Consider the following 25285-nt stretch of genomic DNA (forward strand, 5'->3'; position numbering starts at 1 on the left):
ATCGCGGGTGGGCGGCTCGGTGGTGTCGTTCTCGAAGCGGCTCCAGGCCACTGCAGTGGGTGTGCCAGGGCCCTCCAGCGCCTCCGGAGCCGGGGCGAGGCGCACGCTCAAGAGGAGGACGCCCGGAAAGGCGCTCCGGCGGGCCTGGTAACCGCGGTTGTCAGGTGGCAACAACAGTTGTCACCCCCCTCCCCCGCGTGGGCGCGGTGGTAGCCTGCCCGCCGTGGCGGACCCAGGTGACATGGACACGGAGGTGGACGCGCTGGTCCAGACGGCGCCCGTCCCGGTGGCGCGGCGCGGCCCCTTGCGGCTGAAGCTGCTGGTGCTCTCCGGGGAACAGGCGGGACGGAGCCACGTGCTGCGCCCAGGGGTGGTCCGGCTCGGCACGTCCTCGACGAGCGACATCGTCTTGACGGACCGCGTCGTGTCCCGGCAGCACCTCCAGTTGGAGGTGACGGATGAACGGGTGGTGGCCACGGACCTGGGCTCGCGCAACGGCTCCTTCCATGAAGGGGTGCGCTTCACCGAGTTGGAGGTACGGCCCGGGGCGTCGCTGACGCTGGGCACAGTCGTCCTCAAGGTGGTGCCGGAGGATTCGCGGGAGCGGCCTCTACCGCTGTCCTCTCGGCGGAGTTTCGGCGCGCTCGTGGGCGCGAGCGTGAAGATGCGCGAGTTGTTCACCGTCCTGGAGCGGGTGGCCGCGGGCGGCGGAGACGTGCTCGTCCAGGGCGAGACGGGGACCGGCAAGGAGCTGTGCGCCGAAGCGATCCATCACGAGAGCACCCGGACCAGCGGCCCCTTCATCATCGTGGACATCGCCGGGATTCCACCCTCCTTGATGGAGTCGGAGCTCTTCGGGCACGTGAAGGGCGCCTTCACGGGGGCCCACGGAGAGCGCGCCGGGGCCTTCGAGCGTGCCCAGGGAGGCACCGTCTTCCTGGATGAGGTCGGCGAGCTGCCGCTGGAGCTGCAACCCCGGCTCCTGCGCGTGCTGGAGCGCCGGCAGGTGAAGCGCGTGGGCGCCAACGACTACCGCACGGTGGACATGCGCGTCGTCGCGGCCACGCACGTCGACCTGGAGCAGGCCGTGCAGCAGGGCCGGTTCCGCAAGGACCTCTATCACCGGCTGGCGGTGCTCAAGGTCGTCCCGCCGCCGCTGCGGGAGCGGGTGGAGGACCTGCCGCTGCTCATCGACGCCATGCTGGAGCGGCTGCGCCGCCCGCCCAGCGCACTGTCCGAACAGACGCGCGCGCTGCTGGCCCAATACCCCTGGCCCGGCAACGTGCGCGAGCTGCGCAACGTGGTGGAGCAGGCCATCCATCTGGGCGAGGACACCCTGCCGCCCATGGAAGCCCCCTCTGGTTCGACCCGGATGCCGCAGGGCGCGCTCGATGCGGAGCTGCCCTTCAAGGAGGCCAAGGAGCGACTCATCGAGGTCTTCGAGCGGGACTACCTTCAGGGCCTCATCGCGCGCTGCGACCGGAACATCTCCCGCGCGGCCCGCGAGGCGGGCATCGCCCGGGTGTACCTGCGCAAGCTGCTCACGAAGCACGGAATGATGCTCGTGGACGACGACGACTCACGGGATTGAGGAAGACACGCCATGCGACCGACCATCCGCGCACGACCGCTCACCCAAGAGGCCTTCGCGCCATTCGGCGACGTCATCGGGCTGGAGCTCGCGGGCGGCAACAGCGCCAACCAGGGCACGGCCACGCGGTATGACAAGGTGGCCCACCTGACGGGCACGCGTCCCCAGGCAGAGCCCAATCTGGCGGTGTTCCGCTCCGTGGCGAAGTCCCTGCCCTTCGAGGTGCGCCTGCTGGAGCGCCACCCCTGCTCCACGCAGATGTTCGTGGCGCTCGCGTGCCAGCGCTTCCTGGTGGTCGTCTGTCCGGACGACACCCGAGGCGAGCCGGACCTGGACCGGCTGCAAGCCTTCGTGTGCGGCCCGGGCCAGGGCGTGAACTACCGCCCCGGCCAGTGGCACCACCCCATCATCGCACTGGATGGCCCCGCGGACCTGCTGATGCTGGCCTGGGAGGACGGCTCCGCCCTGGACTGCGAGGAGCGCCCCCTCACCACGCCCTTGCTCGTCACCAGCGACTGAACGGCGCTGCGCGCGCGTCAGTCCTTCAGGTCGTTCATGAAGTGGAGGGGCTCACCAGGCTCCACGGGCTGCCCATCCGGCCCGGTGAGTTCCTTCGAGGAGATGAGCCACACGTCCAGGTCGCCATCCCGGTCGAGATTGGCGACACAGGCGGCCGTGATGGCACACTCAGGGCACTCTCCCGAAAGGCCGACCTGCTTGGCCACGAGCACCGGCAGGTCGCCGACCTTGATGGCCTTCAATTCCGGGTTCGTCGCCACGTCCACACCCACGGCGACGGCGTCCTCCACCGCGGCGGCCCCAGCCGCGTCGCGAGCATCCGCCGGCTCGACACCCGCCAGGAAGGCGAAGTGATTGCCCCGCGGAATGTCATGGTTCAACTTCGCGAAGACAGGCTCATAGGCGTCGTGCTCGGCGTAGTGAGTCATCTGGGCGATGTACCACTGCCTCAACTGCAACTTGCACATGGCCTGCTTCGCCCGGTGCTTGGAGCCCTGGAAGCCGCTGATGGCGCCAAGGCTGACGAAGAAGCACGGGATGAGCAGCAAGGCGAAGACACCCGCCACGATGAGGTAGACCTTCTTCCGGCTGGAGCGCGGCACGGAAGCCGTGTTTCCGCATGAGCACTGGATGGTTGAACCCGACTTGAGCCCCGTCACGTCGAGCTTCGTGCCGCATGCCGGACACTTGATATCTGCCATCGAAGAAGAATCCCCCTGTGAATGTCCGCACCCCAATGCGCGGAAGGCGCGGAAGGCGCGGAACCCTATCACCCCCATCTCGCCAACGAGTCATCAATCACAACTTTTTCATCAATAGCAGCGAGTATCCCTTGTGCCCCATTCGATGCGAACAGCGCATGCGCGGTCCCCTCACCGCGCCGGATGCCTTCGCGGACCTGCGGATGCTCGCCAGGGAGGACGGCTCCGCCTGGACTGCGCGGAGCCCCCTGTTCACGCCCCAGTTCGGCCCCAACGGCCGAGCCCGTCACCGCTCAGCGCGTCTGCTGCTCGCGGCTGGACTCGCGCGTCGAGTGGATGCTCTGGAAGCCCGCGATGCACAACTCGGCGCGCAGCGGCGCGGAGTTGTAGTACTGGCCACCGTCATACGGCGTGTCGATGCCGTCGCGGCGGTCCGGATGCGAGTAACCGGCGATGTGCATCATCTCGTGGATGAGCGTCTGGGCAATCTCCGTGTCCCCCTGCGGGAAGAGCACGCCGAAGTTGATCCAGACATCATCTCCACCCAATTCCGCCCGCGCGTTGATGCCGGCCTCGTTCGTACCCGAGTGGTGGATGGACTTGCGGTAGGCATTGCGCAGCGCGGACTTCTCCAGGTTGGTCAGGTGGGTGCAGGTCTGGATGGCGTCCTGCGCGGCCTCGTGGCGCCGCAGCGTCCGGGCCCAGTTGGCGACCGTGACGGTGGCGGTGTCAGAGCTGAAGCGGTCCTGCATCGCCAGCACGTCCGCGAGCACGTCCCGCGTGTCGGCGTAGCCCGCGTGGATGAGGTGCATGCCGTACACCTGCGTGCCGCTGTACGTGGTGGAGTGGAAGGTGGGCAGGCCCGCGGCGAAGCCGTTCGCGGAGGCGTAGTCGTTGGCGGCGCGCATCATCGCCCCAGCGTCATTCACGTTCGGGTAGCCAATGGCCCAGCCCGGGACGTCGCGGAACTCGACGACGCTGGGGTGGAGGAAGTTGATGCCGTACTCCACAACAGAGCCGTTGAGGCCCTGCTCGAACGCGGGCAGCGCGATGCCCAACCCGTGCGCGTTGCCGTAGTCCTGCGCGCGGCGGAACAACTCCGGGATGTTGCTCAGCGCCGTGTTGCCCAGCGAGGAGCGGGGCACCGCGCGGTAGTGCGCCACGGTGCCCGGCTTGAGCAGCATGGTGCCACGCACCACGCCCGCGCCGTAGTTGGCCTCGTGGAAGTTGCCGAAGCCCGCCGCGTAGCCGTGAATGCCCGCGTAGCGGTTGGCGGTGCGAAAGCGGAAGTCACTGGCCGTCTCCAGCGAGGACGCGGTGGTGCCCACGGCCTCCTCGGGCAGCGCCATGTCCGCCATGGCGTCGGCGTCCATCATCTCGCCGCCGCATCCCAGCAACGCCATCGACGTGGAAATGCACACACCCAGGGAGAGACGCTTCATCATCGAGCGCACGGTTGAAACCTTTCTGTGGATTGGCGAGCGAGGCGGAACGGGACTCAGGCCCGTCCATCCGTCGCTCTCAGAGTCAGATACGAAAAGCGCGGGATTTCCGGGTCGTCCGCCCACGGCGATTTCGCCGGGCGAAGCGACAGCTCCCGGCGGACCGGGTTCGTCAACCGTCGACGTCGTTCACGACATTCGTCGGGGTGCCGGGAGGAACGGCCTCGCCGGACTCATCCTTGAGCGTCCCCGTGGAGATGAGCCAGACATCCACCGTGTCATCGATGTCGATGTTCCCCGCACAGGCCATGGTGACGTAGCAATCCGGGCACGTCCCAAAGACGCCCACCTGCCGGGACACCCACGCGGGGAGGTCCGCCAGGGTGATGGCCCGGCGGCTCGCGTCCCGAGAGCGGTCCACGCCAATACCACCGGCGTCCGCCGGGACCTCGTCCTCCTCCGCGTCGCGCGCCACCAACGGCCCCGTGCCCGTGAAGTACGCGTAGCGGTTGCCACGCTCGGGGATGAAGCCCGCCTTCAGGATGCGCGGCTCGAAGGTGCCGTGCTCGGCGTTGTGGCTGCGCTGGGCGCTGAAGAGGCCGCGGAGGTTCGTCTTGCACTCCTGCTGCTTGGAGCGCACCGGAAGCTTGTTGTAGTTGGGGATGGCGATGGCGGCCAGGACGCCCACACAGGGGCAGAGAAAGAACAGTCCCAGGGCCAGCACCACGCCGCGTGGGCTCCCCCAATAGGAGCGCTTCGGGACGGACGACAGGTTCCCGCAGCCACAGCGGACGATGGCGCCCGGGCCCCGCCCCGTCACGTCGAGCTCGCTGCCGCACTTCGGGCACTCCAGGTTTGCCGCCATGGACAGGGCCCCTTGGCACACGTGCGAGCCACACACGAGGGCGGGCAGCCTAGCATGACCCACGGGCCGACCTTCGGACAGGCGCGGCAGGCATGCGGATGGACGCGCCACCCGGCCGGACCGCTAGACTGCGCCCGTGCTGAAACCCTTGCTCGACCTTGACGCGACGCCTGAACGACTCCGGGCACTCGCGGACGCTGGCGTCCTGACGCCGACCACCCTGGAGCGCGCGCTGCACCTGTCCGTGGCCACCCCGCCGCGGCAGGACTGGCGGCGCTTCCTGTCCACCACGCTGATGGGCCTGGGCGTGCTGCTGGTGCTCGCGGGCGTCATCTACTTCTTCGCGTACAACTGGGCGGACATGCACCGCTTCGCGAAGCTGGGCCTCATCGCGGCGGCCATCACCGGCGCGACGGTGGGCGCCTGGAGGCAAGGCGCGACGCTGGGAGGCCAGCTGTCACTTTTCGCGGCCTCCGTGCTCGTAGGCGCGCTGCTGGCCGTGTACGGACAGGCGTATCAGACGGGCGCGGACCCGTATGAGCTGTTCATCGGTTGGGCCGTGCTCATCCTTCCCTGGGTGGCGGTGTCCCGTTTCGCGCCCCTGGGGCTGCTCACGCTGGTGCTGGTCAACACCGGCATCATCCTCTTCTGGGACCAGGTGCTGGATACGGAGATGGACCAGACGTACTGGCTGGCGGTGGTGCTGGGCGGGCTCAACGGCTTCACCTGGGCTACCTACGAGCACTTCGCCAACCTGCGCGTGTCCTGGCTCCAGGCGCGCTGGGTGCCCCGGGTGCTGGCGGTGATGGCGGTGGCCCCGGTGCTCGTCGCCTCGGTGCCACTCATCATGCACCCGTCGCGAGCCCCCACCGGCGCCGTGGTGGCGCTCCTCCTGGTCCTGGCCTCGCTCGCGGCCGAGTACGCCCTGCACCGGCACCTGAAGGGCGAGCTGTTCATGCTCACGCTCGGCGCGGTGAGCGTGATGACGCTCCTGACCTCCGGCGCCGTCAGCATCGTCTTCGATTCCTACCAGGACGTGGAGGTCCTGGGACTCTTCCTGCTGCCGCTCTTCGTCATCGCCCAGGTGGCGCTCGCGGTGTGGTGGCTCCGGCATGAAGCCCGTGTCACCGGCGCCACGGAGGAGTCCTGACATGGCCCTGCGTCCCTCGTTGCAGGACGTGCTGAACTCGCTCCAGGCCGAAGGCCAGCTCGATCCCGACGCCGTGGACCGCGCCCGTGTGGCCCTGGAGGCCCATCAGCGCCAGTCCGTGGCCGTGCCCTGGTTCGTGAAGGCCTTCGCCGGCGTCGGCGCCTGGCTGTCCGCCATCTTCGTGCTGAGCTTCTTCGCCTGCGCGGGCCTTTGGGAGGAGCAGGTGGTGATGGGCGTGGTGGGCCTGGGCCTGTGCACGGGCGCGACGATGCTGCGTCGCACGTTGCGCGGCGTCTTCGTGGAGCAGCTCACGCTGGCCCTGTGCCTGGCCGGCGCCGCCATGGCCTCCGCCAGCTTCGGCATCGAAACGGAAAGCGAGAACGTCGGCGCGGTGGTGGCGCTGGTCATCAGCTGCGTGCTGCTCATCGCCTACCCGGACGCCATCCTCCGCTTCCTGAGCACGTTGGGGGTGGTGGGCGCGGCCGGATTCCTCGCCTGGCACGTGGTGGGCGGCTTCGCACTGGACCTGCTGATTCTGGGCTGCGCCGCGCTGATGTACTTCCTCTTCCTGGAGCAGGCCCGGCTGCGACGGGGAGCCACGGGCGAACTGGTGGGGCCGGTGGCCTTCGCGCTCGCGTGCGCCATCCCCGGCGTGCTGCTGGCGCGCGGCATGAAGGACGTGGCCCGACACTTGTTCGACACCGTCTCCGCGCTCCCGGATGCCGTGCTGACGTTGGGACTCACGGCGCTGACGCTGTACACGGCGTGGCGGGTGCTGCGTGAGCTGGCGCTGGAGCCCACCGGCGTGGCGGGCGCGGCGGTGTTCGCGGCGCTGACGCTGGTGGCCGTGCTCACGCCCCATACTCCGGCGGTCATCACCGCCGTGGGCATGCTGGTGCTCGGCTTCCACCGGCGCAGCAGCGTGCTGCTGGGGCTGGCGGTGGCGTACCTGCTCGCGTCGGGCAGTTGGTACTACTACGACCTGGGCCTCACGTTGCTGGCCAAGGCGCTGGCGTTGATGGGCAGTGGCCTGGTGTTCCTGGGCCTGCGTTCGTTCCTGCTGCGGCGCTTCCCCGCCCCGGCGACGGAGGTGCGGTGATGTCGCGCACGGCGGTCATCTTCGGCGGGCTGGCCTTCGCGCTGCTCGTCCCCACGGGGCTCGTCGTCCAGAAGGAGCATGTGCTGCGCTCGGGCACGCCGGTGCTGCTGGAGCTGGCCCCCGTCGACCCGCGCTCGCTGATTCAGGGCGACTACATGGTGCTGGACTACGCCATCAGCCGCGAGCGGGACGCGAACCCCGCCACCACCGCGACCGACGGGAACATGGTGCTGCGGCTGGACGCGAATGGCGTGGGCACCTTCGTGCGCTTCGACACGCCCGACACGCCGCTGGCGCCCGACGAACTCAAGCTCCGGTACCGTCTGCGCAAAGGCCGCTACCGCCTGGGCGCGGAGGCCTTCTTCTTCCAGGAAGGCCACGCCGACCGCTACGAGGGCGCCCGCTACGGCGAGTTGCGCGTGGCGGACAGCGGCTCCAGCGTGCTGGTGGGTCTGCGGGACGCGCAGCGCCAGCCCCTGGGCCGCTGACGCCCTCCTCTGTCGGACGCCGGTCTACCTCCCCACACCCGCTGCAGGTCGAGAAAAGGCCGGGGCTTGCTCTCCGCCGGCCTTTGGCGCATCATCAATTTGATTTCGATACTCAAAATCAAAATCAGGGATGGCGACGATGCCCGGTCAGGGATGCGGCAAGACGGTACTGGCGCGAGGTCCATGCGCTGAAGTGACGCAGTGCTCGTGCGGGCACATCCACCTGGCCATGGGGCCGGTGACGATTCGCGTGGAGGAGGAAGTCCTCCGCGCCATCGGGATGACGCTGGCGGAGGCGCTCCAGCAACTGGGGACACCGCTGGAGTCCCTGTCGAACGAGGACGCCGGGCCCCTGGCGATGAGCGCGCTGGCCGGCGGCGGGTGGAAGCAGTGAGCGCCACCGGCACACGGCGGCTGCCGCGGACGGATGTGTCCGCGCGTGTGAAGCGGTGGGTGGAGCCCCAGCCCCCTGCGTCCCCGCAGCAGCCCCAGTCCACCCCCCCGGCGCCCCTGTCCGTGTTGCTGGCGGAAGGCACGGCGAAGCTGGCCGAGCAGGCGGAGCGCTCGCTGTTCATCCAGTCCCTCTTCTTCGACGCGTGGGAGGGCGGCATCTACGGCCAGTACGTCCGGGCGCAGCACTACGTGAGCCACCTGCGGCAGCTCCACACGCTCTACACGGCGTTCGAAGCGGCGCTGCCCCACGTCATGGGCACCACGCTCACCACCGCGCTGCTGCTGCCCGAGCTGCGGCTGGCCTCCGGGCTGGAAGCGGACCTGACGTACTTCTGCGGCGAGTCCCGGACGGACACCTTCGCCTGCGTGGAGACGCGGTTGCACGCCGAGCGCATCCGGGAGGTGGCCGAGGACGCCCCTCACCTGCTGGTGGCGCACGCCTACGCGCGCTGCGTGCTGGACGTCTTCAGCGGGCACCGCCGGGCGCGGCGAATCACGGACGCCTTCGAGCTGGCGGAAGGCCAGGGCACCACCTTCTACGGCACGGTGCCCGAGGCCGGGCTGGCGGCCTTCCGCGTCCGCTTCCACTCGCGCATCGACGGGCTGGAGCTGGACGAGGACGAGGCGCGCGAGGTGGTGCAGGAAGCGCGCATGGCCTTCCGGCTCCACGCGCTCGTGTGTGACGAGCTGGCCCGGGGCGCCACGGGCATCGCCGCGGGCCCCCACGCCGACGCCCGGTAGTTCCCGGGCGCCGCGGCGGCTCAGACGGCGTCAACCTCCGACAGCAAATCGGAGAAGGGCGAGTTCTCCTCGCCCAGCGCCTTGTAGAGCGAGTCCACCTTCTCCAGCTCGCGCTTGAGCGCCTTGTGGTGGTTGCGGTTCTTCACCAAGCTCTCACGGCCCAGCAGCTTGAAGCCCTCGTCCCGCCCCACCTGGCGGATGGCCAGCCCCAGCACCATGCCGCGGAAGGCATCTGCCAGGTCCAAATCCAACGGGGCATTGCGGCGGCGCGCCTCCGCGACGAAGGCCTGGGCGGCCGCGCGCAGCGCCTCCGGCAGCGGCCGGGCGCCGGGGGCCTGCTCATAGTCGAGCGCCCGCGCGACGTGCTTCTCGTGCAGCACCAGCTCGCCCGTGGCGCCCGCGTGCTCCACCATGGCCAGCGTGTAGGCGCGGCGGACGATGTTGTCGAGCTGCCGCAGGTTTCCCGGCCAGGGGCTTCCCACCAGCAGCCGCTCCGCCTCCTTCATCAGCCGGGCGTGGCCGTCCGGCGAGCGCTCGCGGTGCCGGCGGTTCACCATGTACTGCGCCCACAGGGGGATTTCGTCCTGGCGCTCCTGCAGGGCCGGCATGCGCACCGGCAGCACGTTGACGCGGTAGTAGAGGTCCTCGCGGAAGCGGCCGGCACGAACCTCCGCGTGCAGGTCCGCGTTGGTGCCGATGATGAAGCGCACGTCCGCCTGCCGCTCACCGGTGCCCTCGCCCAGCGGCCGGTAGCTGCGCGACTCCAGCAGGTGCAGCAACCCCGCCTGGGCCTTGAGCGACAGCTTGTCGATTTCGTCGATGAACAGCGTGCCGCCCTCCGCGCGAGCCACGCTGCCGGGGGCATCTCGCACCGCGCCGGTGAAGGCGCCCTTCTTCCAGCCGAAGAGCTCCGCCATCTGGAGGTCCTCGGGCACCGTCACCAGGTCCAGCGTCTCGAAGGGTTTGCCCCGGCGGTTGGAGCGCTCGTGGCACCAGCGCGCCAGCCGCGACTTGCCCGCGCCGGTGGCGCCGCTGATGAGGATGGTCTCATCCTGAAGCGCGAAGACGCGGAGGATGGGCAGCAGCTCCGCCATGGAGCGCCCCACCACCGGCAGGAATTCATCCACCTCCGGCCGGGCCACGGGCCGCTGCGGCAGCCGGGTCAGGTACGGCGCCGCCACGTCCGCCAGCAGTTGGAGCCGGTCCCCCGCGTCCAGCCAGACGAAGTCCTGCCCCATCGCAGCCAGGCAGTCCGCCTCCAACGAAATCATGCCCTCGATGTCGCCGCCTGGCGTGCGCAGCGGCAGCACGCAGACGTGCGTCGCGTGACGTCCCAGGAAGCGCTGCCGGCTCTCATGGCTGTTGAAGCCCGCCAGGCTCGGGTCCCCCGTCACGGGGGCGTTGGGCGCATGGGGCTGCACCGTGCCGACATTCACGTCGATGGACACCGCGCACCGGTGCTCCACCACCGCGCGCCACGCCGTGGCGGACGTGAAGAAGGGCGTGCCTACACTGGCATCCGCAATCTCCGCTGCCCCTACCTCTAGCGCGGCCAGACTGCGGTAGGCCTCTCCCGGGCGGAGGTGGACGATGCCTCGCAACACCCGGCCCCGGGCTGCGTACCGACTGGACGCAACGGCCTCCTGGGCGACAGCCTGCAGCCTCCGGAGTGTTGCGGCAGCCGCGGCCTCGAAGTCCCTGGCTCCCCGCAAATCCGTGAGGAGTTGTGCCATCTCGTCTTGCTGCATCCACTCGCCTCCGTCCAGTGCCCTCCGACAGGCTCCGTCAGGAACCACATCAGGGGGACGGAGTGTAGCGGAGATGAAGAACGCGGAAGGAGCGGCCCCTCCTTCCGCGTTCCCGAAACTCCGATACTGCGGGGCAGCCCGGTCTCCCGAAGCGCCACGGCAGAACGTCATGCGCGTCCCGTGCCAGACGCGACATTCGTGTGATTCCAGGGGGATGGGTGAACGCGGCCACCACGGAGGGGCCTGACTTGCGTTCCAGCAGGACGCGCCTGCGTCCCATCAGAACGCAGGCCACCTGAAATTCACCACGAGTATCTCTTCCGCCCTCTCAAAACGCCCTCATCGTGAAACCTTGGGCGATTTTTGGGGCGTCGAGGCCCTCTTGGGCGCTTTCCGCGTGGACGCACGCTTGGGCCCGGCAGGGTCCACGGGCTGAGACTCGGGGTCCGGCTGGAGGACGAAGACGCGATCCAACCGGAGGCTTCCCCGCTCCACAGGTGCGTTGATGTCGTAGTCGAAGGTGTACCCGGCCAGCACCCGCATGCCCGCGTCGCGGAACAGCTTCGCCGCCTGGGCATTGCTGTACGTGCGGAAGTGCCACTGGGTTTCGATGAGCCAGTCCTTGTCCGGCCCGGTGACGCGCAGGCGGTTGCGCATGGGCGAGCGCCGCGCCCGCTGCTCCGGAAGGCCCTCGTTCGTGTTGCAGACGACGCGGTCCTCCCCCACCTGCCCCACCCAGCGCTCGTGTTCGGGCCGGGCGCGCGCGTAGTCCGTGAGGTGGAAGCCGAGCACGTAGATGCCGCCCGGCTTCAAGAGCCGCCGCGTCCCCAGCAGGTGCTGGCGCGCCGCGGCCTCACTGTCCAGGTAGCGGAAGGTCGACACCAGGCAGTGCGCCAGGTCCACCTGCCCCTCCAGCGACGGGTCGGCGAAGGACTCCATGCGTGACGGCCCCAGCTTCACGCGCCGCCGCTGCGCCGGCGTCAGGCGCTTCCGCGCATGGGCCAGCATTGCCTCGGAGATGTCATAGCCCACCACCCGCAGGCCCCGGCTCGAGGCCTCCTCCACGAGCCGCCCCGCGCCGCAGGCGGGCTCGAGCCACAGCTTTCCGCCCGTGCCGAAGCGCTCGCTGAGCGTCTGGAGGAAGTCCACCTCGCGCACGGTGTCCGTGCCGAAGATGGCTTCGTAGTACTGCGGGTGTTCGTACCAGTCGGTGCGTTTTTCCATGAAGGGCGCTCAGTGGCCGGGGTGCTCGGGGTGCCCCATCAGCCGCGCGAGCAGGAACATCAGCAGCAGGCCCGCGAAGAGCGCCAGCACGTTGCGGCCCGGCTGGTCCTTGCCGTGCCGGTGCACGTGCGGCAGCAGGTCCGACACGGCGATGTAGAGGAACGTGCCCGCGGAGAAAGCCAGGGCCTTGGCCGCGAGGCTTTCGAACTGCAGCATCGCGTCGAAGAGGAAGTAGAGCAGCGCGCCGGCCGGCACCATCATCCCGTACAGCGTGGACAGCGACAGGATGGAGGTCTTCGAGCGCCCCTCCGTCTTGAGGATGGAGGCCAGCGACAGCGCGGAGGGCACCTTGTGCGCGACGATGGCCAGCAGCGCCATGCCCCCCACGCCCTCCTCCACCGCCGAACCCAGGGCAATCCCGTCGAACAACGTGTGCGTGGACAGCCCCAGGAAGGCGGTGAGCCCCAGCACGTGGCCCGGATGCACCGAGTGCCCGGTGCCCGCCATGGTGTCTCCGTGGGAGATGTCCTCGCCCGCGTGCGCGACGAGGTAGCGCTCCAGCACCAGCAGGAAGGCGAAGCCCGCGGGCACCAGGGCGAAGGCCCACCATCCGCCACCCAGATACGCCTCCGGCAGCATGTGGAAGAAGGCGGCGCCCAGCATCACGCCCGCGGCGAAAGCCAGGAAGCGCACCAGATGGGTGGGCCGGTCGTTCAAGACGACGACCACGGCGCCAGCCAGCGCGCCGAGGACGATGATGAGGGAATACAGGGCCACCGTGGCCAGGACCGGCGACATGGGGCGCGCACCCTACATCAAAAAACCAAATCAGTAGCGCCGGAGCACCAACAACCCCACCCGGCCCGGTTTCACCTCCACCGGATGCTCCGTCACCTGCCCCCAGCTCGTCACACGCACGGTGTGACTTCCCGCGGGCACGCGGAAGCGCGCCACCTGGAACTCCGCGGGCAGGGAGAGCCAGGAGCGCAGGTCTGGCGCATTCATCGCGTTGAGGACGAGGAAGGTCAGCACGCCCAGTTCATCGCTCTTCGTCAGCGCGCCCACGCCCGCCGCCACGCCCGCCTTCACGGCCACGCCCGCGAGCTGCTTCGCCAGCATGCGTCCAATCCGGTCATTCAGGTGGACCACGGCCACGTCCGCCAGGGACGTCACCGTCACCGCCTGCTGGGACTGGCCCTCCAGGGCGACAGTCACGGGCGGCGCGAGCCCCCGGTTCCGGTAGGTGGGGACTTCAATCAGGTCGCCACCGCCGCCCGGGTCCCTGGAGCCGCGCTGCTTCTCGGGAGACAGGCCCGCCTCCACCACGACGACGAGCTGCCCTTCGTCCGGCGCCAGCGGCGCGTGCGGGACGTCCGGGTACTTCGCCAGCAGCTCCGCGTACATGTCGTCGCGGCCCACCTTCTTCGCCAGCCGCAGCAGGGGCTCGGCCAGCGCGTCCTTGCGGGGCGCGATTTCATAGGCCTTCGCGTAGTCGATGTAGGCCGAGTCCCAGTCCCGCTGGTCCTCCCGGATGACGCCGCCCAGGTAGCGGGCAATCGCGAGCTGCTCGTAGGGCTTCTTCTCCTCGGCGATCATCTTCTCCAGGCGCTCGTTGACCTGGCGGACCTCCACCATGGCGGCTTCGTCGTCGCCCAGTTCCGCGTAGTTGAGCGCCTGGAGGACGGAAATCATCAGCTTCTCGAAGTCCTCCCCACGGTAGGTGCGCTGACGCTCGTTGGTGACGAGCGTCTTCGCCTCCTCGCTGACGGAGACACTGTCGATCTGCTCGCTGAGCCGCTCCGCCTCCTCGAGCACGGCGTTGCTCTCCGCCCACTGCCCGGCGGCGTGCAACACCATGCCCTTGTCCATGAGCACCAGCAGGCGGTCCTGCGCGGGCCCCTCCTTCGTCGCGGCTTCCAGGGAGGACAGCGCGCGCGAATAGTCCCCCTGTTGGTACGCGGACCGCACGCCCCGGGTGCGCGCCACATAGTCACCCGCACAGCCCGACGACAGGAGGAGCACGCTCGCGAGCGCGAGCGCGCCCCACCCGCTCAGGCGGACCGGGCTGCGGGAGTGGATGGACATGGAAGGGTGCGCCCGTTACCAGCTCACGCCGCGCTTCTCGAACTTCTTGCGGATCTGCTTCTCGTCCGTCCACTCGATGAGGCCGGTCCGCACGTTGCTGAGCTTCGCGGTCATCTTGTAATAGACGAGCTTGTCACGGCCGACCTCCTGGATGATGGAGGCGAGGTCGCCCGTCATCAGGAAGTCCACCGACGTCTGCTGACCCGGGCCCTTGGCGGTGTTCGGGTCGACGTAGCCGGACTGCTGGTACTCGTACTCCTCGGCGATGTCCTGGCGAGCCTGCTGGTCCACCAGGGCGAAGCGGCCCGTCTGCGCCAGCGCCGTCTGGATCTTGTCGCCCAGCGAGCGCATGTCGATGTGCTCGGAGGTGCTGTTCTTCAGCTTGCCCACCAGGACGATGGGCAGCGAGCCATCCGGCCGGGGCTGGGAGAAGCGCGGCGAGGTGGCGAGCGACTCCGCCATCTTCTTCGCGATGAGCTGCAGGTCGTTCTCGTTGAAGCGGTCCGACAGCATCTCGATGGTGTTCGGGTCCTCGTACGTGCCACGCGTGAAGGCGCGCGGGCCCGTGCAGGCGGACAGCGAAGCGGCGAGGCAGGCGGACAGAAGCAGGCGGCGGGTGTTCATGGTGCGGGTCACTCCTAGTTCCATTCGCATTCGAAGCGGCTGCCTTCGAAGTTCCACTTGTAGGCGAGCACCGCGTCGCGGCGGTACCCGGCCGTCAGGCGGCAGACGTTCTGCAGCGACGCACGAGGATAGTCGAAGGTGTAGCGCTGCGACCGCGACAGCTCCTGCGCGGTGAGCTGGGACGGATGCGTGAGCGTGGGGCTGGCGCTGGCGACCACCAGCACGTTGTGCTTGCCGTAGGTGCGCAGCGGCACCTCGCCCGCCAGCTGGACACGGCGCACGGTGCGCGCGACGAGGATGTCGCTGCGGTCCACCGTCGTCTCGTGGCTGTTGCGGCGGCGCAGCAGCTCCGGGATGTTGGCGGTGAAGACGCGGGTGATGTCTCCGTCGTCCACGAAGAAGTAGAGGAACGCCTCGCGCGCGGTGCGGCTCTCCCCGGTGAAGTCCAGCGTCACCAGCAGGTTCAACCCGCGGTTGGGCGCCAGTCCGTGCCGGGACACCGCGGCCAGCACATCCTTGTCCACGCCGGCCTTCTTGAGCCGGATGAGGCCGTCCGCGCTGGCGTCGCAGGCGCAGCGGCGCTCCTCAATCATCTTCACGATTTGCGCGGGCTCGAAGCCTGCCTGGGACAGCTTCGTCAGCTCCTCGTCGGTGAGGGGGAGCTGGTCGGAGCGCTCGTAGATGCGCGGGAGCTGGTTGGGGTCCCACTGGATGATGTTGTAGGTCTGCACGTCTCCGGCCGGAAACGGCAGGTTCACCTGTGGGCTTCCCCGGCCGGAAACAGAGACGGGCGCCTGGCTGGAGGTCAACGCCAGCGTGGCGGCAAGCAGCTGGGCAATCATGTCGAAGCCTCCTTGCTAGAACTTGTAGCCCACGGACATGCCCAGCCGGTGCGTGACGCCGCCACCGCCAATGGGGATGTCCGGGGTGTAGTTGAGGGCCATGAGGATGTTCTCGTGGTCACCCAGGAGGATTTCGGCACCCAGCTGCGGCGAGATGCCGAAGCGCAGGCCCTCTCCCTCCGGGATGACGATGGCACCGGCCTTCAGGCCCGCGGTGAACACCAGCGGCCAGCCCCAGGTCCGGAAGCGCGGACCCACCATGCCGACGAAGCGGCCCCCGTCGAACACGTAGGCACCACTCACGTCCAGCTGGTACCAGTCCGCGCCCCACAGCGACAGCGTGGCACCCACGAACAGCGGCGGGCCTTCCGGCGCGCCCCGAGGCGGCTTGCGGGAGTTGATGGCCGCGCCCCAGTCGAGCTGGAGCGACACGCTCCGGCCGCCGGGGCCGCTGTAGCCGCCCTTGCCGTACTCGGACTCCTCTGGACCGTCCGTGCGGCCTCGGGATTGGGCACTGGCGGTCAGCGGCACGGTGGCGGCCACCATCGCAAGGGCCCCACACAACCTGACATGACGCATCATCTCGAAGACTCCCCCGGGCGGTAGGTGCGAATTTCCAGCGCTATGACGGCGCGGCGCGCCGACTATTCAAAACCCCATGCCCCCAGGCAAGGGCTCACTGCGCCTGGGGGGCAGCCAGCCTTCACGCCCGAGGCGGCGTGGGCGGCGAATCCGGGGAAGCGGACAGCCGCACCGGATCCAGCTCAGGCGGCGGGAAGGGACGCGCCTCCGTGCGGGTGACGGGCAACCACAGCGGGTGGGCGCGCAGGAAGGCCACCAGCTTCTCGCGCACCAGGGCCCGCAGGTCGAAGAGCTTGCTGAAGTCCGACACGCTGACCAGCGCACGCACCGTGAGGGTCCGGTCCAGCACGTCCAGGACGACCACCGTCGCCACGCGGCCGTCCCACATGGACTTGCCCTCGTTCTCCAGGATGCGGCGAAGCTCCGCGCGGAGCGCGTCAATGTCCGTCTGGAAGTCCACCTGGAGGATGACGGGCCCCAGCATCTCCGGGTTCCCCTTGCTCCAGTTCTGGAAGGGCTTGTCCAGGAACTGAACGATGGGGATGACCAGCCGGCGCTGGTCCCATGTCCGCAGCACCACGTAGGTGAGCGTGATTTTCTCCACCGTGCCCCACTCGCCCTCGGTGATGAGGGTGTCGCCAATGCTGATGGGCTGGGTGATGGAGAGCTGGATGCCGGCCAGCAGCGTACCAATGGACTTCTGCGCCGCGAGGCCGAGCACCAGGCCGGCGATACCAGCGGAGGCCAGCAGTGACACTCCGACGTTGCGCACCACCTCGAACTGGATGAGCAGCAGCGCCGCGGCGATGACGTAGGTGGCCACCTCGAAGATGGCGCGGAGCACCACCAACTGCGTGCTCACGCTGCGCGCCCGCGCCGCGTCCTTCATCTCCGACGACACGCGGCTCTGCACGAAGGCGACGGAGACGTGGAGGATGCGCAGCACGGCCCAGGCCAGCGCCACGACGCTCAACGAATAGCCGATCCGGATGAACAAGCCCTGCGCCGGACGCGGCAGCCGCAAGAGCAGCGTGCCCACCACCAGCAGCGCGGAGAAGGTGAGCAGCTTCAACGGCCCCTTCCCCGAGGAGACCACATCCTCCTCCCAGGTGAACCGGGTCCACCGCGCCACACGGCGGGCGAAGGCCAGGACCAGGCGCTCCAGCAGCACCGCCAGGCCCAGGCTGCCCAGCACCGTCACCAGCAGCCCCAGCCACTGCCAGGGCTCCAGTCCCAGCACCGTGTCACTGAAGAAGAAGGCCGGCAGGAGGCCCACCAGCCGGGGGCCATACTCCGCGAAGAGCGGGTCCACCTGCCGCACCGTGGACTCGCTGAAGACCCAGACCTGCTCCCCCTCAGCAGAGGAGACACGCTGGACGCGGACGGGGACGTTGTTCCCCTGCAACGGAATGGTGCCCAACTGGTCGTAGCGCGCGTCGGCCGGGTCGCCCTCCTGCTCCTTGCTCAGCGAGCTCACGTCCACGGGCAGCTTGCGGTCCAGCACGAACTTGAGCGCGCGGGCCAGCTGGAAGCCCCGCTCCGCCTGCTGGGCGCGGGGGATGTAGTCCAGGTCCAGGTAGTGCGCCGCCAGGGCGTAGTCCCCCCGGTGCGCGGCGGACAGAAAGCCCTGCACGGTGGCCTGCGGCGTCTTCCGGTCCACCGAGGGGGGCGGCGGGTTGAGGCCCGCGTTGAGCGCGGCGGCAGGAAGGCTCCACAGCAGCCCCAGTCCCAGGACGAGTGCTCTCAGGGTCCAACTGTCACGGTGCATCATGGCTGACTTCCATATCCCTTTTCGGATGTCTCACTGGAAAGAAGTCGTCCCCGGAGACCCAGCGGGCGAGCGTGCGGCGGTGGACATCCGAAATCAGGGAAACGCCGGCCCCGGGAGCGCACGGGAAAGCGTTGGTGCGGCGCGTGGGGGTAGGATAGAACGGAGTGAAGGAAGGTCGCCGTGTCCGAGAAGCGAAGAATCCTCCTGATTGATGACAGCGAGATTACGCTCGCGATGGAGAAGGCCGTGCTCGAAGCGCGCGGCTACGAGGTCATCGCCACCTCCACGCTCATGGAGTTCGAGAAGACGCTGCAGACCTGGCGCCCGGACCTCATCCTCACCGACATCCACATGCCCGAGGCCAAGGGCACGGATATCTGTCGCACGCTGAAGAACGAGTACGGCACGCAGGACATCCCCATCGTCCTCTTCTCCAGCCTCCCGGACGACGAGCTGTCCAAGCTGGCCGAACAGGTGGGGGCAGACGGCTCCCTGTCCAAGGTGAATGGACTGGAAGCCATGGGCGAGAAGATCGACGAACTGGTGCAGAGCATCCTCTGGTGAATCCCATGCGTGCCTTCCTCGCCGCGGCCCTGCTGGCCGCGTCGCTCGCTGGCTGTGCACGCAAGGACCCGCCCCCCAAGCCCGCGGAAGCGGACGCTTCGTCATCATCGGCCACCGCCGCCGCGAAGCCCGCCGCGGCAGCCAGCCAGGGCTCGGGCGCCATCCTCTTCCTCTCCGCCGACACGCGTGGCTACCTGGGCCCGTGCGGCTGTAGTGAGAACATGCGAGGCGGCATTGCCCGCGCCGCCGCGCAGGTGCAGTCGGCGCGCAAGGGCTCGCTGCCCGTCCTCTATGTGGATGGCGGCAACAGCCTCTTCGGCGAGCAGCGGCTCAAGCCGGGACAAGTGCCCCAGGAGGAGCGCAAGGCCAAGGCGCTCGCGGACGCCATGCGGCACATGGGCCTGGCGGTGCGCGCCACCGGCCCGCTGGACGACACGCAGGGCGTGGACTTCCGCAAGGGCCTGGGGCTGCCGGAGCTGGCGCCGGGCGCGGTGAAGCTGCTGCCCGCGGGCGAACGGAAGGTGGGCGTGGTGGCGGCGACCACGGCCGCGCAGCTCGCGGAGGCCAGCGCCCAGGCCCGCGCGCAGGGAGCGGACTTCGTGGTGGGCCTGCTGGACGTCACGCTGGACGTGGCCCAGCAGGCGGTGGAGCAGCCGAGCCTGAAGGCCGACGTGGTGGTGGCCACCCGCACCGCCACCGAGTTCAGCGGCGAGCAGAACCGGCTGGTGCGGTCCGCGGTGCCGGTGGTGGCGCTGCAGAGCAAGGGACGCTCGCTGCTGCGCGTGGACCTGGCCTATGCGCCCCAGGCGGGCCCATTTGCGTTGCAGAAGGGTCAGGATGACCTGGAGCGTGAGGCCGCCGCCCTGGAGCAGCGCACGGCGCTGCTGGACAAGGACATCAACCTCCCCGGCACGGACCCGAAGCTCAAGGCGCTCAAGCAGGGCAAACGCGACGAACTGGTGGCGCGCCGGCAGTCCCTGCTGGACGCTCCGCCCGTTACCCCCGACGGCGTCAACGCCTTCACGCTGCGCTTCGTGCCCCTGGAGTCCAGCCTTCCCTCCGACGCGGAGGCGGTTGCGCTGGTGTCCGCCTACGACGCGGACGTGGGGAAGATGAACCTCGCCTGGGCGAAGGCGCATGGACAGGACTGCCCGCCTCCGGCGCCGGGCCGCGCGGGCTTCGTGGGCAACGAGCCCTGCCGCACCTGCCACGAGGACGCCTTCCCCGTCTGGGAGAAGTCCAAGCACCACCACGCCTGGGAGACGCTGGAACAGGTGGGCAAGCAGTTCCACCTCAACTGCGTGGGGTGCCACGTCACCGGCTGGGAGCAGCCCGGCGGCGTTTGCCGGCTGGACAAGGTAGCGGGCCGCGAGGACGTGGGCTGCGAGAGCTGCCACGGTCCGGGCTCGGAGCACGCGGATGCGCCTGGCACCAACAACATCATCGCCTCGCCGGGCGAGAGCGTGTGCGTCACCTGTCACAACCCGGAGAACTCGCCTCACTTCGATTTCGCGACGTACCTGCCGCGCATCGTGGGGCCGGGGCACGGGAAGCCCTAGTCATCCAGGAATCCGGGCCCTCGCCTGGGCGGTTGCTCTTACCGGAGGTCCGAACAAGACGCGCACGCAGCGACTCCTTGTTTGACTGTCAAGGAAAAGGGCGAATACTCCCCCCTTTCGCCCGCCTCCGGGCGCCCGTTCCCGCGACTGTATGCCGCCTCTACCTCTGCTTCTGCTCGCCCTGGCCTCAGCCCCTGCCTCGGGGCTCACCCCACCGCCCGTGGGGCCCGTTCCAGCCAAGGCACAGGTGGTGGCATCCGATGGAGCACACGCACCCGCAGCGCAGTCACCGGTCGAGAAGGCGCCCACGGCCAGCCTGGAAGCAGCACCCGTTGCCGTGAAGCCGGCAGGCGAGGCTCCGTCGCCGGTGGCTGGTGGCGCGAAGGCACCAACGGCCGCCCCGGAATCTGGCGCCGCGGATACCGCGACCGATGATGTCGATGAGCCCGGTTTGGAGCCGCTGGAGCCCGGCACACCGATGGTGGCCGAAGACGCCTCCGAGCAAGACGAGGCCACGCGCGACGCGGTTGAATCCGAGTCCGCCGAGTTAGAGGAACTGCGCGCCCTGGAGGGCGCCGCGCTGGACCCCGCGTCGCGCTCCACCGCCGAGGTGATGCAGTCGCTGCGGCGGCTCGGGCTCGCCAACCCGCTGCGGATGCGCATGCTGGACGCGCTCGACGAGCACACCTTCCGCGAGGACGAAGAGCTGCCGGAGATTCCGCTCATCACGGACCTGGCCACCTTCGACGTGGGGCAGATTCAGGACCGTTACGACATCCCGGTGGAGATGCAGCCGCTGGTGGCCCAGTACGTCCAGTTCTTCCAGGGGCCCGGGCGACGCTGGTTCCGCAAGTGGATGTCGCGCGCGGCCCGGTACGTGCCGGTGATGCACCCCATCCTGGAGCAGTACGGCCTGCCGAAGGACACGGTGTACCTGGCGATGATTGAGAGCGGCTTCTCGGCGCATGCCTATTCGTGGGCGCACGCGGCGGGGCCGTGGCAGTTCATCTCCAGCACCGGCAAGCAGTACGGACTGAAGCAGGACTTCTGGGTGGACGAGCGGCGGGACCCCATCAAGGCCACCCACGCCGCGGCGTCCTATCTGAAGGACCTCAAGCGCGAGCTGGGGCACTGGTACCTGGCGTGGGCCGGCTACAACACCGGCTCCGGGCGCGTCCGGCGGATGGTGGAGCGGCACGGGACGACGAACTTCTGGCTCCTGTCCGAAGAGCGCGGCCTGGCGAAGGAGACGAAGCACTACGTGCCCAAGCTGATTGCCGCGGCACTGGTGGCCAAGCACCCGGCGGCGTTCGGCTTCAACGAGAACGAGTTCGACCCCGAGCCCGTGCTCGACTTCGACGAGGTGCAGCTCACCGACGCGGCGGACCTGGACGTCGTCGCCCGCGCGGCCGGCGTGCCCGTCAAGGTGGTGCAGGACCTCAACCCCGAGCTGAAGCGCTGGTGCACCCCGCCGGCGACGGCCAAGAAGCCCTACACGCTCCGGCTTCCCAAGGGAGCGGGGACGCTGTTCGCGGACAACTACAAGCGCATCAGCCCCGCGGAGCGACTCACCTTCCGCATCCACAACGTGAAGCGCGGCGACACCCTGTCCCAGATCGCGGAGAAGTACGGCACGGCGTCCGAGGCCATCCTCCAGATGAACCAGCTGAAGTCGGCCCGGACGTTGCGCGTGGGCGGAGAGCTGGTGATTCCGATTCCCGCCGGCAAGAGCTCGGGCGGCGCGCTGGCGACGAAGGTGGCGCAGGCCCGCCGCAGCGGCGTGGTGGTGCGGCCCGAGGACGAGGTACCGGCGGGCACGCCCAAAGGCCCGGTGGCCGCGGGCCCCGTGAAGAAGGAGACCATCAACGGGCGCACGCGCGTGACATACGGCGTGATGTCCGGCGACAGCCTCTGGGTGATTGCGAACAAGTTCAACGTGTCGGTGGACTCGCTGAAGCAGTGGAACAACCTCAAGCGGCGCAACCCCACGCTCCAGGTGGGCTCCACGCTGTTCGTCTGGCCCGATGGCAACACGGCCACCGCCAGCGTGCAGGAGCGCGGCGGCACGGTGCTGGCGAAGCACTCGGTGAGCGTCGCCAAGCCCGCGGGCAAGGCCGGCAAGGTCCACGCGCTGGCGGAGGGCGAGACGCTCTGGTCCATCGCGCAGCGCTACGGCGTCAGCGTGGACGACATCATGCGGTGGAACAAAATCAAGGACCACCGCACCCTCCCCACGGGGAAGGTGCTGCTCCTCAGCGCGCCGTAGTCTCCGGCGCGTACACGGTGAAGGCGAGCTCCGCGCCCACACTGGCGAGTTGCCGGACGACGCGTTCCGGCACAGAGAAGGCGCTCGAATGCGGCTCCAGCCCCGCCTGAATCCCGATATCGAAGCGCCGCTGCGTACAGCCGTCCCACGCCGCGCGCGCCTCTTCGTTAAGGGCCTGGATGCGCCCCGCGAACTCCATCAGCGCGGACTCCACGCTCGTCGGCCAGGAAGACAGCTCCAGACAGGCGAAGTGGGGCTCCTCGTGAAGCGCGAACGCGCCCGGAGCCAGCGCGCGGACCAGGCCCTCAAGCCGGTGCGGGCTTCGGATTTCGAGGTCCACATTCAGGAACGTCGTGGCGGAAGGTGCAGTCCTCAAAGGCAGGCCTCGCGTGGTTGCGCCGGGCGAGCGATTTGCACTGAGGCCGGGGATGACCTCATCCATCTCGCCACCGGAATCACGCATCTCGTTCCTTCCGCCTGACGTCCCGGACGCGGCATCAACACCCGCCCTGGGGAAGACAGCACGCAGTCCCAAGCCTGCCTCCCGGGTCACCGTCGACCAGGGTCCTCAGCCCGCGCTGGATGCACGTCCACCGCCCGGGACGCCCTTGCCTCCGGAGGGCGTGGACCGGCCCGCGCGCACTCCAGCGCCCCCTGCCAACGCGCGCTTCACCGGACTGCCCCAACTGGCGGACGTCACGTCAGGGGCCCAGGTCCTCGGCCCCGGCAGCCAGGGCGAGGGCCTCCGCGCTGTACAGGCCGCCCTGCTCGACATGGGCTTCGCCCTGCACAGCGGCGCGGACGGACGCCATGGCCCGCACACCGCCCGAGCACTGCGGAACTTCCAGCTCCACGCCTCGCGCACCTTCCCCGCCGTCCTCCCCACGGGCGCGCTGGATGCCGCCACGCTGCGCGCGCTGGATGCACTGGCGCCAGCGCCAGGGACGCGTGGGCAGACACGGGGATTGCCTTCCGCCTTCTTCGACGGACAGCAGGTCCGCGTGGTGGTGGCCCTCCGGGAGCACCGGACCTTCCTCTTCGACACCCGTGGGCAACTCGTGGACATCTTCCCCAACGCCACGGGCGCCGCGGCCTCCCCTACCCGCACCGGGCTCAAGGTGGTCCGCACGAAGTTGGATCAACTGGCTACCGAAGCGGCCGGCGCACGGCTGTGGAACGACCGCCATGTCTTCGGCGTGCGCATGCTCGACCTCTCCTGGGCGGATGGCCGGCACTCCGGTGAAGAGCTGCACGGAACGAACGCTCCGTCCTTCCTGGGCACCGACGTCTCGCACGGCTGCATCCGCCACTCGAACGAGGCCGTGCGCGTGCTGCACGACGCGCTCTCCGTGGGAGACCGCGTGGCCGTCGTCGAGCACGTGGACGACCCGAACCTGGGCGTACCGCGCCCCGTGGCGTGAGCCCGTGCACCGTGGCCGTGCTTCACCCGGAAGCGAAGCCCAGGCCGCGAAGCCCCGCGTCAGTTGCCGGGCGCGAAGCGGAACAGGCTGGCGGCGAAGTACAGACTGTTGCGCTGGAAGACGCCCTCGGCCGACGTGCCCTTCTCCAGCTTGTCCTGCACCCGCTTGGGCAGGTTTGCGTAGAGGTCCTGCCCCAGCAGCTCCTCGATGCGATCCACGGGCACGCGGTGCGAATCGAGCAGCGGAAGGATGTCCTCTTTCTTCGACGGCCCGTCCTTCATGTTGGGCACGAGGTACGCGTACATCGTGAGGCTGCCGTTCGGCAGCTCGTGGAGGACCGTCTTGAAGTTGTGCGTGGGCACGGCGAGGCGGCGCTCCCCCGCCCCCGTCGTCTCCCGCTTCTCCGGAGGCAGCGGCTGCCCCTTGTCATCCAGGTACAGGTTGCCGGTGAGGATGTACGCCTTGCCGCCCAACGAGTTCACGAGACCCGAGACGCCCTGCTCCAGCGTGCGCCACACCTGCTGGTTGTGGTTGCCATGCTGGGGAGCGATGTTGGTCATCAGGTGGCTCTCGTTCATCGCCTCCTGCGTGGGCGAGTCCTCCGCCGGCTTCATGTGGCCCCGGTCGAAGCCCGTCCGCGTGTAGTCAGAGTCGGTGACGCCGTTGCGGCCCAGCTCGGGGTCGCGAACGAAGGTGCTCTCCAGCCGGGACACCGTCGCGGGCGTCTCGCGGATGTCCGACGCGGACAGCATGTAGCTCACGAAGGTGGGGACGTTGGCCCCCTGGTCCAGCGCCAGGCGCGAGTACTCCTTCACCAGGCCGAGCCCCTCCGAGCCCAGCGCTCCGGCGGGGCGCAGTGGGTCCAACTCTCCGGCCGCTTCGGCCACGCGGCTCTGGAACGCGGCCATCTGCTGGTCCGGCACCCAGCGGGTGTCCGCGTGCTTGCCCGCCTTCGACGCCTGGATGAATGCGTCCAGCTCCTCCGCGCTGAGCTGGCCGTCTGCATTGCCCCCCAGCAGGTCCGCGCGCCGGGCCACCGTGGCCTGCCAGCCACGCTCGAAGGCGTCCACGTCCACCGCGGAGCCATTTCCCTGCGCGAGCTTCGCGTCCAGCGCGGAGCGCTTCTGCTGAAGCGCGGTGGACGTCAGGTATTGCCCGTCCTCGGGCGCGGCCAGGTAGCGCTCCAGCTCCGCCGCGGACACCTGCCCGTTGCCACCGCGCGTCTTGCTGCCCGCCGCGTCGGCGGCCTGCATCAACCCCACCTGCCAGCTGTCATCCTTCCAGCCGAACTTCTCCTGGAGCTCGTTGATGGGCACCTCGCGGGCCGTCGAGCGTCTCCAGCTTCCTCCCGGCGTGGTGACGGCATTGAGGGGCGAAGCGGCCGATGCCGGGCGCGGGGGAACGGCTCGCGTCGTGGTGGGTCGCAGCGTCATCCTGAATGTCCTCGGGGCCGACGAGGTGAAGCACGAGGTGGGGCCCCGCCTCTCATCGTCGGCCGTTCGGCGCGCCAAGTTGCGTCACGGCTCCGTTTTCTTACGAAGAAAAAGAAT

General features: G+C 69.2%; 24 protein-coding genes. 11 read left to right on the forward strand and 13 right to left on the reverse strand.

The window, feature by feature from the left end:
• Nucleotides 1–241 precede the first annotated feature (241 nt).
• Both OZ403_RS29860 and OZ403_RS29865 read left to right on the forward strand, forming a co-directional pair.
• Nucleotides 242–1591 carry a sigma 54-interacting transcriptional regulator gene (locus tag OZ403_RS29860; RefSeq protein ID WP_140796649.1) on the forward strand — a complete coding sequence of 450 codons (1350 nt, stop codon included), beginning with the start codon at nucleotides 242–244 and terminating at the stop codon, nucleotides 1589–1591.
• A gap of 12 nt (nucleotides 1592–1603) precedes the next feature.
• Nucleotides 1604–2110 (forward strand): ureidoglycolate lyase, encoded by a 507-nt coding sequence (locus OZ403_RS29865; RefSeq protein ID WP_140794694.1) that lies wholly within the window; start codon nucleotides 1604–1606, stop codon nucleotides 2108–2110.
• 17 nt (nucleotides 2111–2127) lie between these two features.
• Here OZ403_RS29865 and OZ403_RS29870 read toward each other — a convergent pair whose 3' ends face one another.
• The 3 genes from OZ403_RS29870 to OZ403_RS29880 all read right to left on the reverse strand — a co-directional run bounded on the left by OZ403_RS29870 (nucleotide 2128) and on the right by OZ403_RS29880 (nucleotide 5118).
• Nucleotides 2128–2811: a fimbrial protein gene (locus tag OZ403_RS29870; RefSeq protein WP_268782376.1), complete on the reverse strand. Its 684-nt coding sequence runs from the start codon at nucleotides 2809–2811 to the stop codon at nucleotides 2128–2130.
• Nucleotides 2812–3104: 293 nt separating this feature from the next.
• Nucleotides 3105–4256: a hypothetical protein gene (locus tag OZ403_RS29875; RefSeq protein ID WP_268782377.1), complete on the reverse strand. Its 1152-nt coding sequence runs from the start codon at nucleotides 4254–4256 to the stop codon at nucleotides 3105–3107.
• A 169-nt stretch (nucleotides 4257–4425) separates the two neighbouring features.
• On the reverse strand, nucleotides 4426–5118 hold the full coding sequence (locus OZ403_RS29880; RefSeq protein WP_268782378.1) for a type IV pilin protein: 693 nt from the start codon (nucleotides 5116–5118) through the stop codon (nucleotides 4426–4428).
• A 136-nt stretch (nucleotides 5119–5254) separates the two neighbouring features.
• Here OZ403_RS29880 and OZ403_RS29885 point away from each other — a divergent pair, with 136 nt between their 5' ends.
• The 5 genes from OZ403_RS29885 to OZ403_RS29905 all read left to right on the forward strand — a co-directional run bounded on the left by OZ403_RS29885 (nucleotide 5255) and on the right by OZ403_RS29905 (nucleotide 9049).
• Nucleotides 5255–6268 carry a DUF2157 domain-containing protein gene (locus OZ403_RS29885; protein WP_140794695.1) on the forward strand — a complete coding sequence of 338 codons (1014 nt, stop codon included), beginning with the start codon at nucleotides 5255–5257 and terminating at the stop codon, nucleotides 6266–6268.
• A gap of 1 nt (nucleotide 6269) precedes the next feature.
• Entirely contained in the window at nucleotides 6270–7367 is a 1098-nt protein-coding gene (locus tag OZ403_RS29890; protein WP_140794696.1) for a DUF4401 domain-containing protein, read from the forward strand.
• Complete coding sequence (locus tag OZ403_RS29895; protein ID WP_174260100.1) at nucleotides 7367–7855, forward strand: GDYXXLXY domain-containing protein; 489 nt, start codon at nucleotides 7367–7369, stop codon at nucleotides 7853–7855. Before OZ403_RS29890 ends, OZ403_RS29895 begins: the two co-directional genes overlap by 1 nt.
• Before the next feature lie 139 nt (nucleotides 7856–7994).
• Nucleotides 7995–8249: a hypothetical protein gene (locus OZ403_RS29900; RefSeq protein WP_174258927.1), complete on the forward strand. Its 255-nt coding sequence runs from the start codon at nucleotides 7995–7997 to the stop codon at nucleotides 8247–8249.
• Entirely contained in the window at nucleotides 8246–9049 is an 804-nt protein-coding gene (locus OZ403_RS29905) for a biliverdin-producing heme oxygenase (protein WP_268782379.1), read from the forward strand. Before OZ403_RS29900 ends, OZ403_RS29905 begins: the two co-directional genes overlap by 4 nt.
• A 20-nt stretch (nucleotides 9050–9069) precedes the next feature.
• Here OZ403_RS29905 and OZ403_RS29910 read toward each other — a convergent pair whose 3' ends face one another.
• The 8 genes from OZ403_RS29910 to OZ403_RS29945 form a co-directional block, all read right to left on the reverse strand.
• Nucleotides 9070–10797, reverse strand: coding sequence for a sigma-54-dependent transcriptional regulator (locus OZ403_RS29910; protein WP_268782380.1), 1728 nt, complete (start codon nucleotides 10795–10797; stop codon nucleotides 9070–9072).
• A gap of 339 nt (nucleotides 10798–11136) precedes the next feature.
• Nucleotides 11137–12021, reverse strand: a complete 885-nt coding sequence (locus OZ403_RS29915) for a class I SAM-dependent methyltransferase (protein WP_140794700.1) — start codon at nucleotides 12019–12021, stop codon at nucleotides 11137–11139.
• 9 nt (nucleotides 12022–12030) lie between these two features.
• Entirely contained in the window at nucleotides 12031–12819 is a 789-nt protein-coding gene (locus tag OZ403_RS29920; protein ID WP_140794701.1) for a ZIP family metal transporter, read from the reverse strand.
• Nucleotides 12820–12849: 30 nt separating this feature from the next.
• On the reverse strand, nucleotides 12850–14106 hold the full coding sequence (locus OZ403_RS29925) for a COG3014 family protein (protein WP_140794702.1): 1257 nt from the start codon (nucleotides 14104–14106) through the stop codon (nucleotides 12850–12852).
• A gap of 15 nt (nucleotides 14107–14121) precedes the next feature.
• The gene (gene lpoB, locus OZ403_RS29930) at nucleotides 14122–14730 is read right to left on the reverse strand and encodes a penicillin-binding protein activator LpoB (RefSeq protein WP_090490447.1); all 609 of its coding nucleotides are present in this window, start codon (nucleotides 14728–14730) and stop codon (nucleotides 14122–14124) included.
• Nucleotides 14731–14744: 14 nt separating this feature from the next.
• Nucleotides 14745–15572, reverse strand: a complete 828-nt coding sequence (locus OZ403_RS29935) for a hypothetical protein (RefSeq protein WP_140794703.1) — start codon at nucleotides 15570–15572, stop codon at nucleotides 14745–14747.
• A 15-nt stretch (nucleotides 15573–15587) separates the two neighbouring features.
• Nucleotides 15588–16154: a hypothetical protein gene (locus OZ403_RS29940; RefSeq protein ID WP_140794704.1), complete on the reverse strand. Its 567-nt coding sequence runs from the start codon at nucleotides 16152–16154 to the stop codon at nucleotides 15588–15590.
• Nucleotides 16155–16275: 121 nt separating this feature from the next.
• On the reverse strand, nucleotides 16276–17925 hold the full coding sequence (locus OZ403_RS29945) for a mechanosensitive ion channel family protein (RefSeq protein WP_140799659.1): 1650 nt from the start codon (nucleotides 17923–17925) through the stop codon (nucleotides 16276–16278).
• 180 nt (nucleotides 17926–18105) lie between these two features.
• Between OZ403_RS29945 and OZ403_RS29950 the strand changes: the two genes are divergently transcribed.
• The 3 genes from OZ403_RS29950 to OZ403_RS29960 all read left to right on the forward strand — a co-directional run bounded on the left by OZ403_RS29950 (nucleotide 18106) and on the right by OZ403_RS29960 (nucleotide 22314).
• Nucleotides 18106–18489 carry a response regulator gene (locus tag OZ403_RS29950; protein WP_002634498.1) on the forward strand — a complete coding sequence of 128 codons (384 nt, stop codon included), beginning with the start codon at nucleotides 18106–18108 and terminating at the stop codon, nucleotides 18487–18489.
• A gap of 5 nt (nucleotides 18490–18494) precedes the next feature.
• The gene (locus OZ403_RS29955; RefSeq protein WP_268782381.1) at nucleotides 18495–20048 is read left to right on the forward strand and encodes a multiheme c-type cytochrome; all 1554 of its coding nucleotides are present in this window, start codon (nucleotides 18495–18497) and stop codon (nucleotides 20046–20048) included.
• Between the two features lie 151 nt (nucleotides 20049–20199).
• Nucleotides 20200–22314, forward strand: a complete 2115-nt coding sequence (locus OZ403_RS29960; RefSeq protein ID WP_140799661.1) for a LysM peptidoglycan-binding domain-containing protein — start codon at nucleotides 20200–20202, stop codon at nucleotides 22312–22314.
• On the opposite strand, the gene OZ403_RS29965 is transcribed toward OZ403_RS29960, so the two are convergent.
• Nucleotides 22301–22690, reverse strand: coding sequence for a hypothetical protein (locus OZ403_RS29965; protein ID WP_237077549.1), 390 nt, complete (start codon nucleotides 22688–22690; stop codon nucleotides 22301–22303). The two genes, OZ403_RS29960 and OZ403_RS29965, sit on opposite strands and share 14 nt — an antisense overlap.
• A gap of 52 nt (nucleotides 22691–22742) precedes the next feature.
• Here OZ403_RS29965 and OZ403_RS29970 point away from each other — a divergent pair, with 52 nt between their 5' ends.
• Nucleotides 22743–23735, forward strand: a complete 993-nt coding sequence (locus OZ403_RS29970; RefSeq protein ID WP_268782382.1) for a L,D-transpeptidase family protein — start codon at nucleotides 22743–22745, stop codon at nucleotides 23733–23735.
• Between the two features lie 59 nt (nucleotides 23736–23794).
• Here the strand turns inward: OZ403_RS29970 and OZ403_RS29975 are convergent, their stop codons facing one another.
• Nucleotides 23795–25246 (reverse strand): DNA/RNA non-specific endonuclease, encoded by a 1452-nt coding sequence (locus OZ403_RS29975; protein ID WP_328285474.1) that lies wholly within the window; start codon nucleotides 25244–25246, stop codon nucleotides 23795–23797.
• Nucleotides 25247–25285: the final 39 nt, after the last annotated feature.

This window comes from Myxococcus sp. NMCA1 (genome assembly GCF_026810205.1).
GTDB lineage: Bacteria > Myxococcota > Myxococcia > Myxococcales > Myxococcaceae > Myxococcus > Myxococcus xanthus_A.

Coding starts and splice junctions, on each gene's coding strand:
- OZ403_RS29920 (WP_140794701.1), bottom strand. CDS start 12,819: ATGTCGCCGGTCCTGGCCACGGTGGCCCTGTATTCCCTCATCATCGTC.
- OZ403_RS29955 (WP_268782381.1), top strand. CDS start 18,495: ATGCGTGCCTTCCTCGCCGCGGCCCTGCTGGCCGCGTCGCTCGCTGGC.
- OZ403_RS29860 (WP_140796649.1), top strand. CDS start 242: ATGGACACGGAGGTGGACGCGCTGGTCCAGACGGCGCCCGTCCCGGTG.
- OZ403_RS29935 (WP_140794703.1), bottom strand. CDS start 15,572: ATGATTGCCCAGCTGCTTGCCGCCACGCTGGCGTTGACCTCCAGCCAG.
- OZ403_RS29915 (WP_140794700.1), bottom strand. CDS start 12,021: ATGGAAAAACGCACCGACTGGTACGAACACCCGCAGTACTACGAAGCC.
- OZ403_RS29870 (WP_268782376.1), bottom strand. CDS start 2,811: ATGGCAGATATCAAGTGTCCGGCATGCGGCACGAAGCTCGACGTGACG.
- OZ403_RS29895 (WP_174260100.1), top strand. CDS start 7,367: ATGTCGCGCACGGCGGTCATCTTCGGCGGGCTGGCCTTCGCGCTGCTC.
- OZ403_RS29875 (WP_268782377.1), bottom strand. CDS start 4,256: ATGATGAAGCGTCTCTCCCTGGGTGTGTGCATTTCCACGTCGATGGCG.
- OZ403_RS29940 (WP_140794704.1), bottom strand. CDS start 16,154: ATGATGCGTCATGTCAGGTTGTGTGGGGCCCTTGCGATGGTGGCCGCC.
- OZ403_RS29900 (WP_174258927.1), top strand. CDS start 7,995: ATGCCCGGTCAGGGATGCGGCAAGACGGTACTGGCGCGAGGTCCATGC.
- OZ403_RS29880 (WP_268782378.1), bottom strand. CDS start 5,118: ATGGCGGCAAACCTGGAGTGCCCGAAGTGCGGCAGCGAGCTCGACGTG.
- OZ403_RS29890 (WP_140794696.1), top strand. CDS start 6,270: ATGGCCCTGCGTCCCTCGTTGCAGGACGTGCTGAACTCGCTCCAGGCC.
- OZ403_RS29945 (WP_140799659.1), bottom strand. CDS start 17,925: ATGATGCACCGTGACAGTTGGACCCTGAGAGCACTCGTCCTGGGACTG.
- OZ403_RS29970 (WP_268782382.1), top strand. CDS start 22,743: ATGACCTCATCCATCTCGCCACCGGAATCACGCATCTCGTTCCTTCCG.
- OZ403_RS29865 (WP_140794694.1), top strand. CDS start 1,604: ATGCGACCGACCATCCGCGCACGACCGCTCACCCAAGAGGCCTTCGCG.
- OZ403_RS29960 (WP_140799661.1), top strand. CDS start 20,200: ATGCCGCCTCTACCTCTGCTTCTGCTCGCCCTGGCCTCAGCCCCTGCC.
- OZ403_RS29910 (WP_268782380.1), bottom strand. CDS start 10,797: ATGCAGCAAGACGAGATGGCACAACTCCTCACGGATTTGCGGGGAGCC.
- OZ403_RS29925 (WP_140794702.1), bottom strand. CDS start 14,106: ATGTCCATCCACTCCCGCAGCCCGGTCCGCCTGAGCGGGTGGGGCGCG.
- lpoB (WP_090490447.1), bottom strand. CDS start 14,730: ATGAACACCCGCCGCCTGCTTCTGTCCGCCTGCCTCGCCGCTTCGCTG.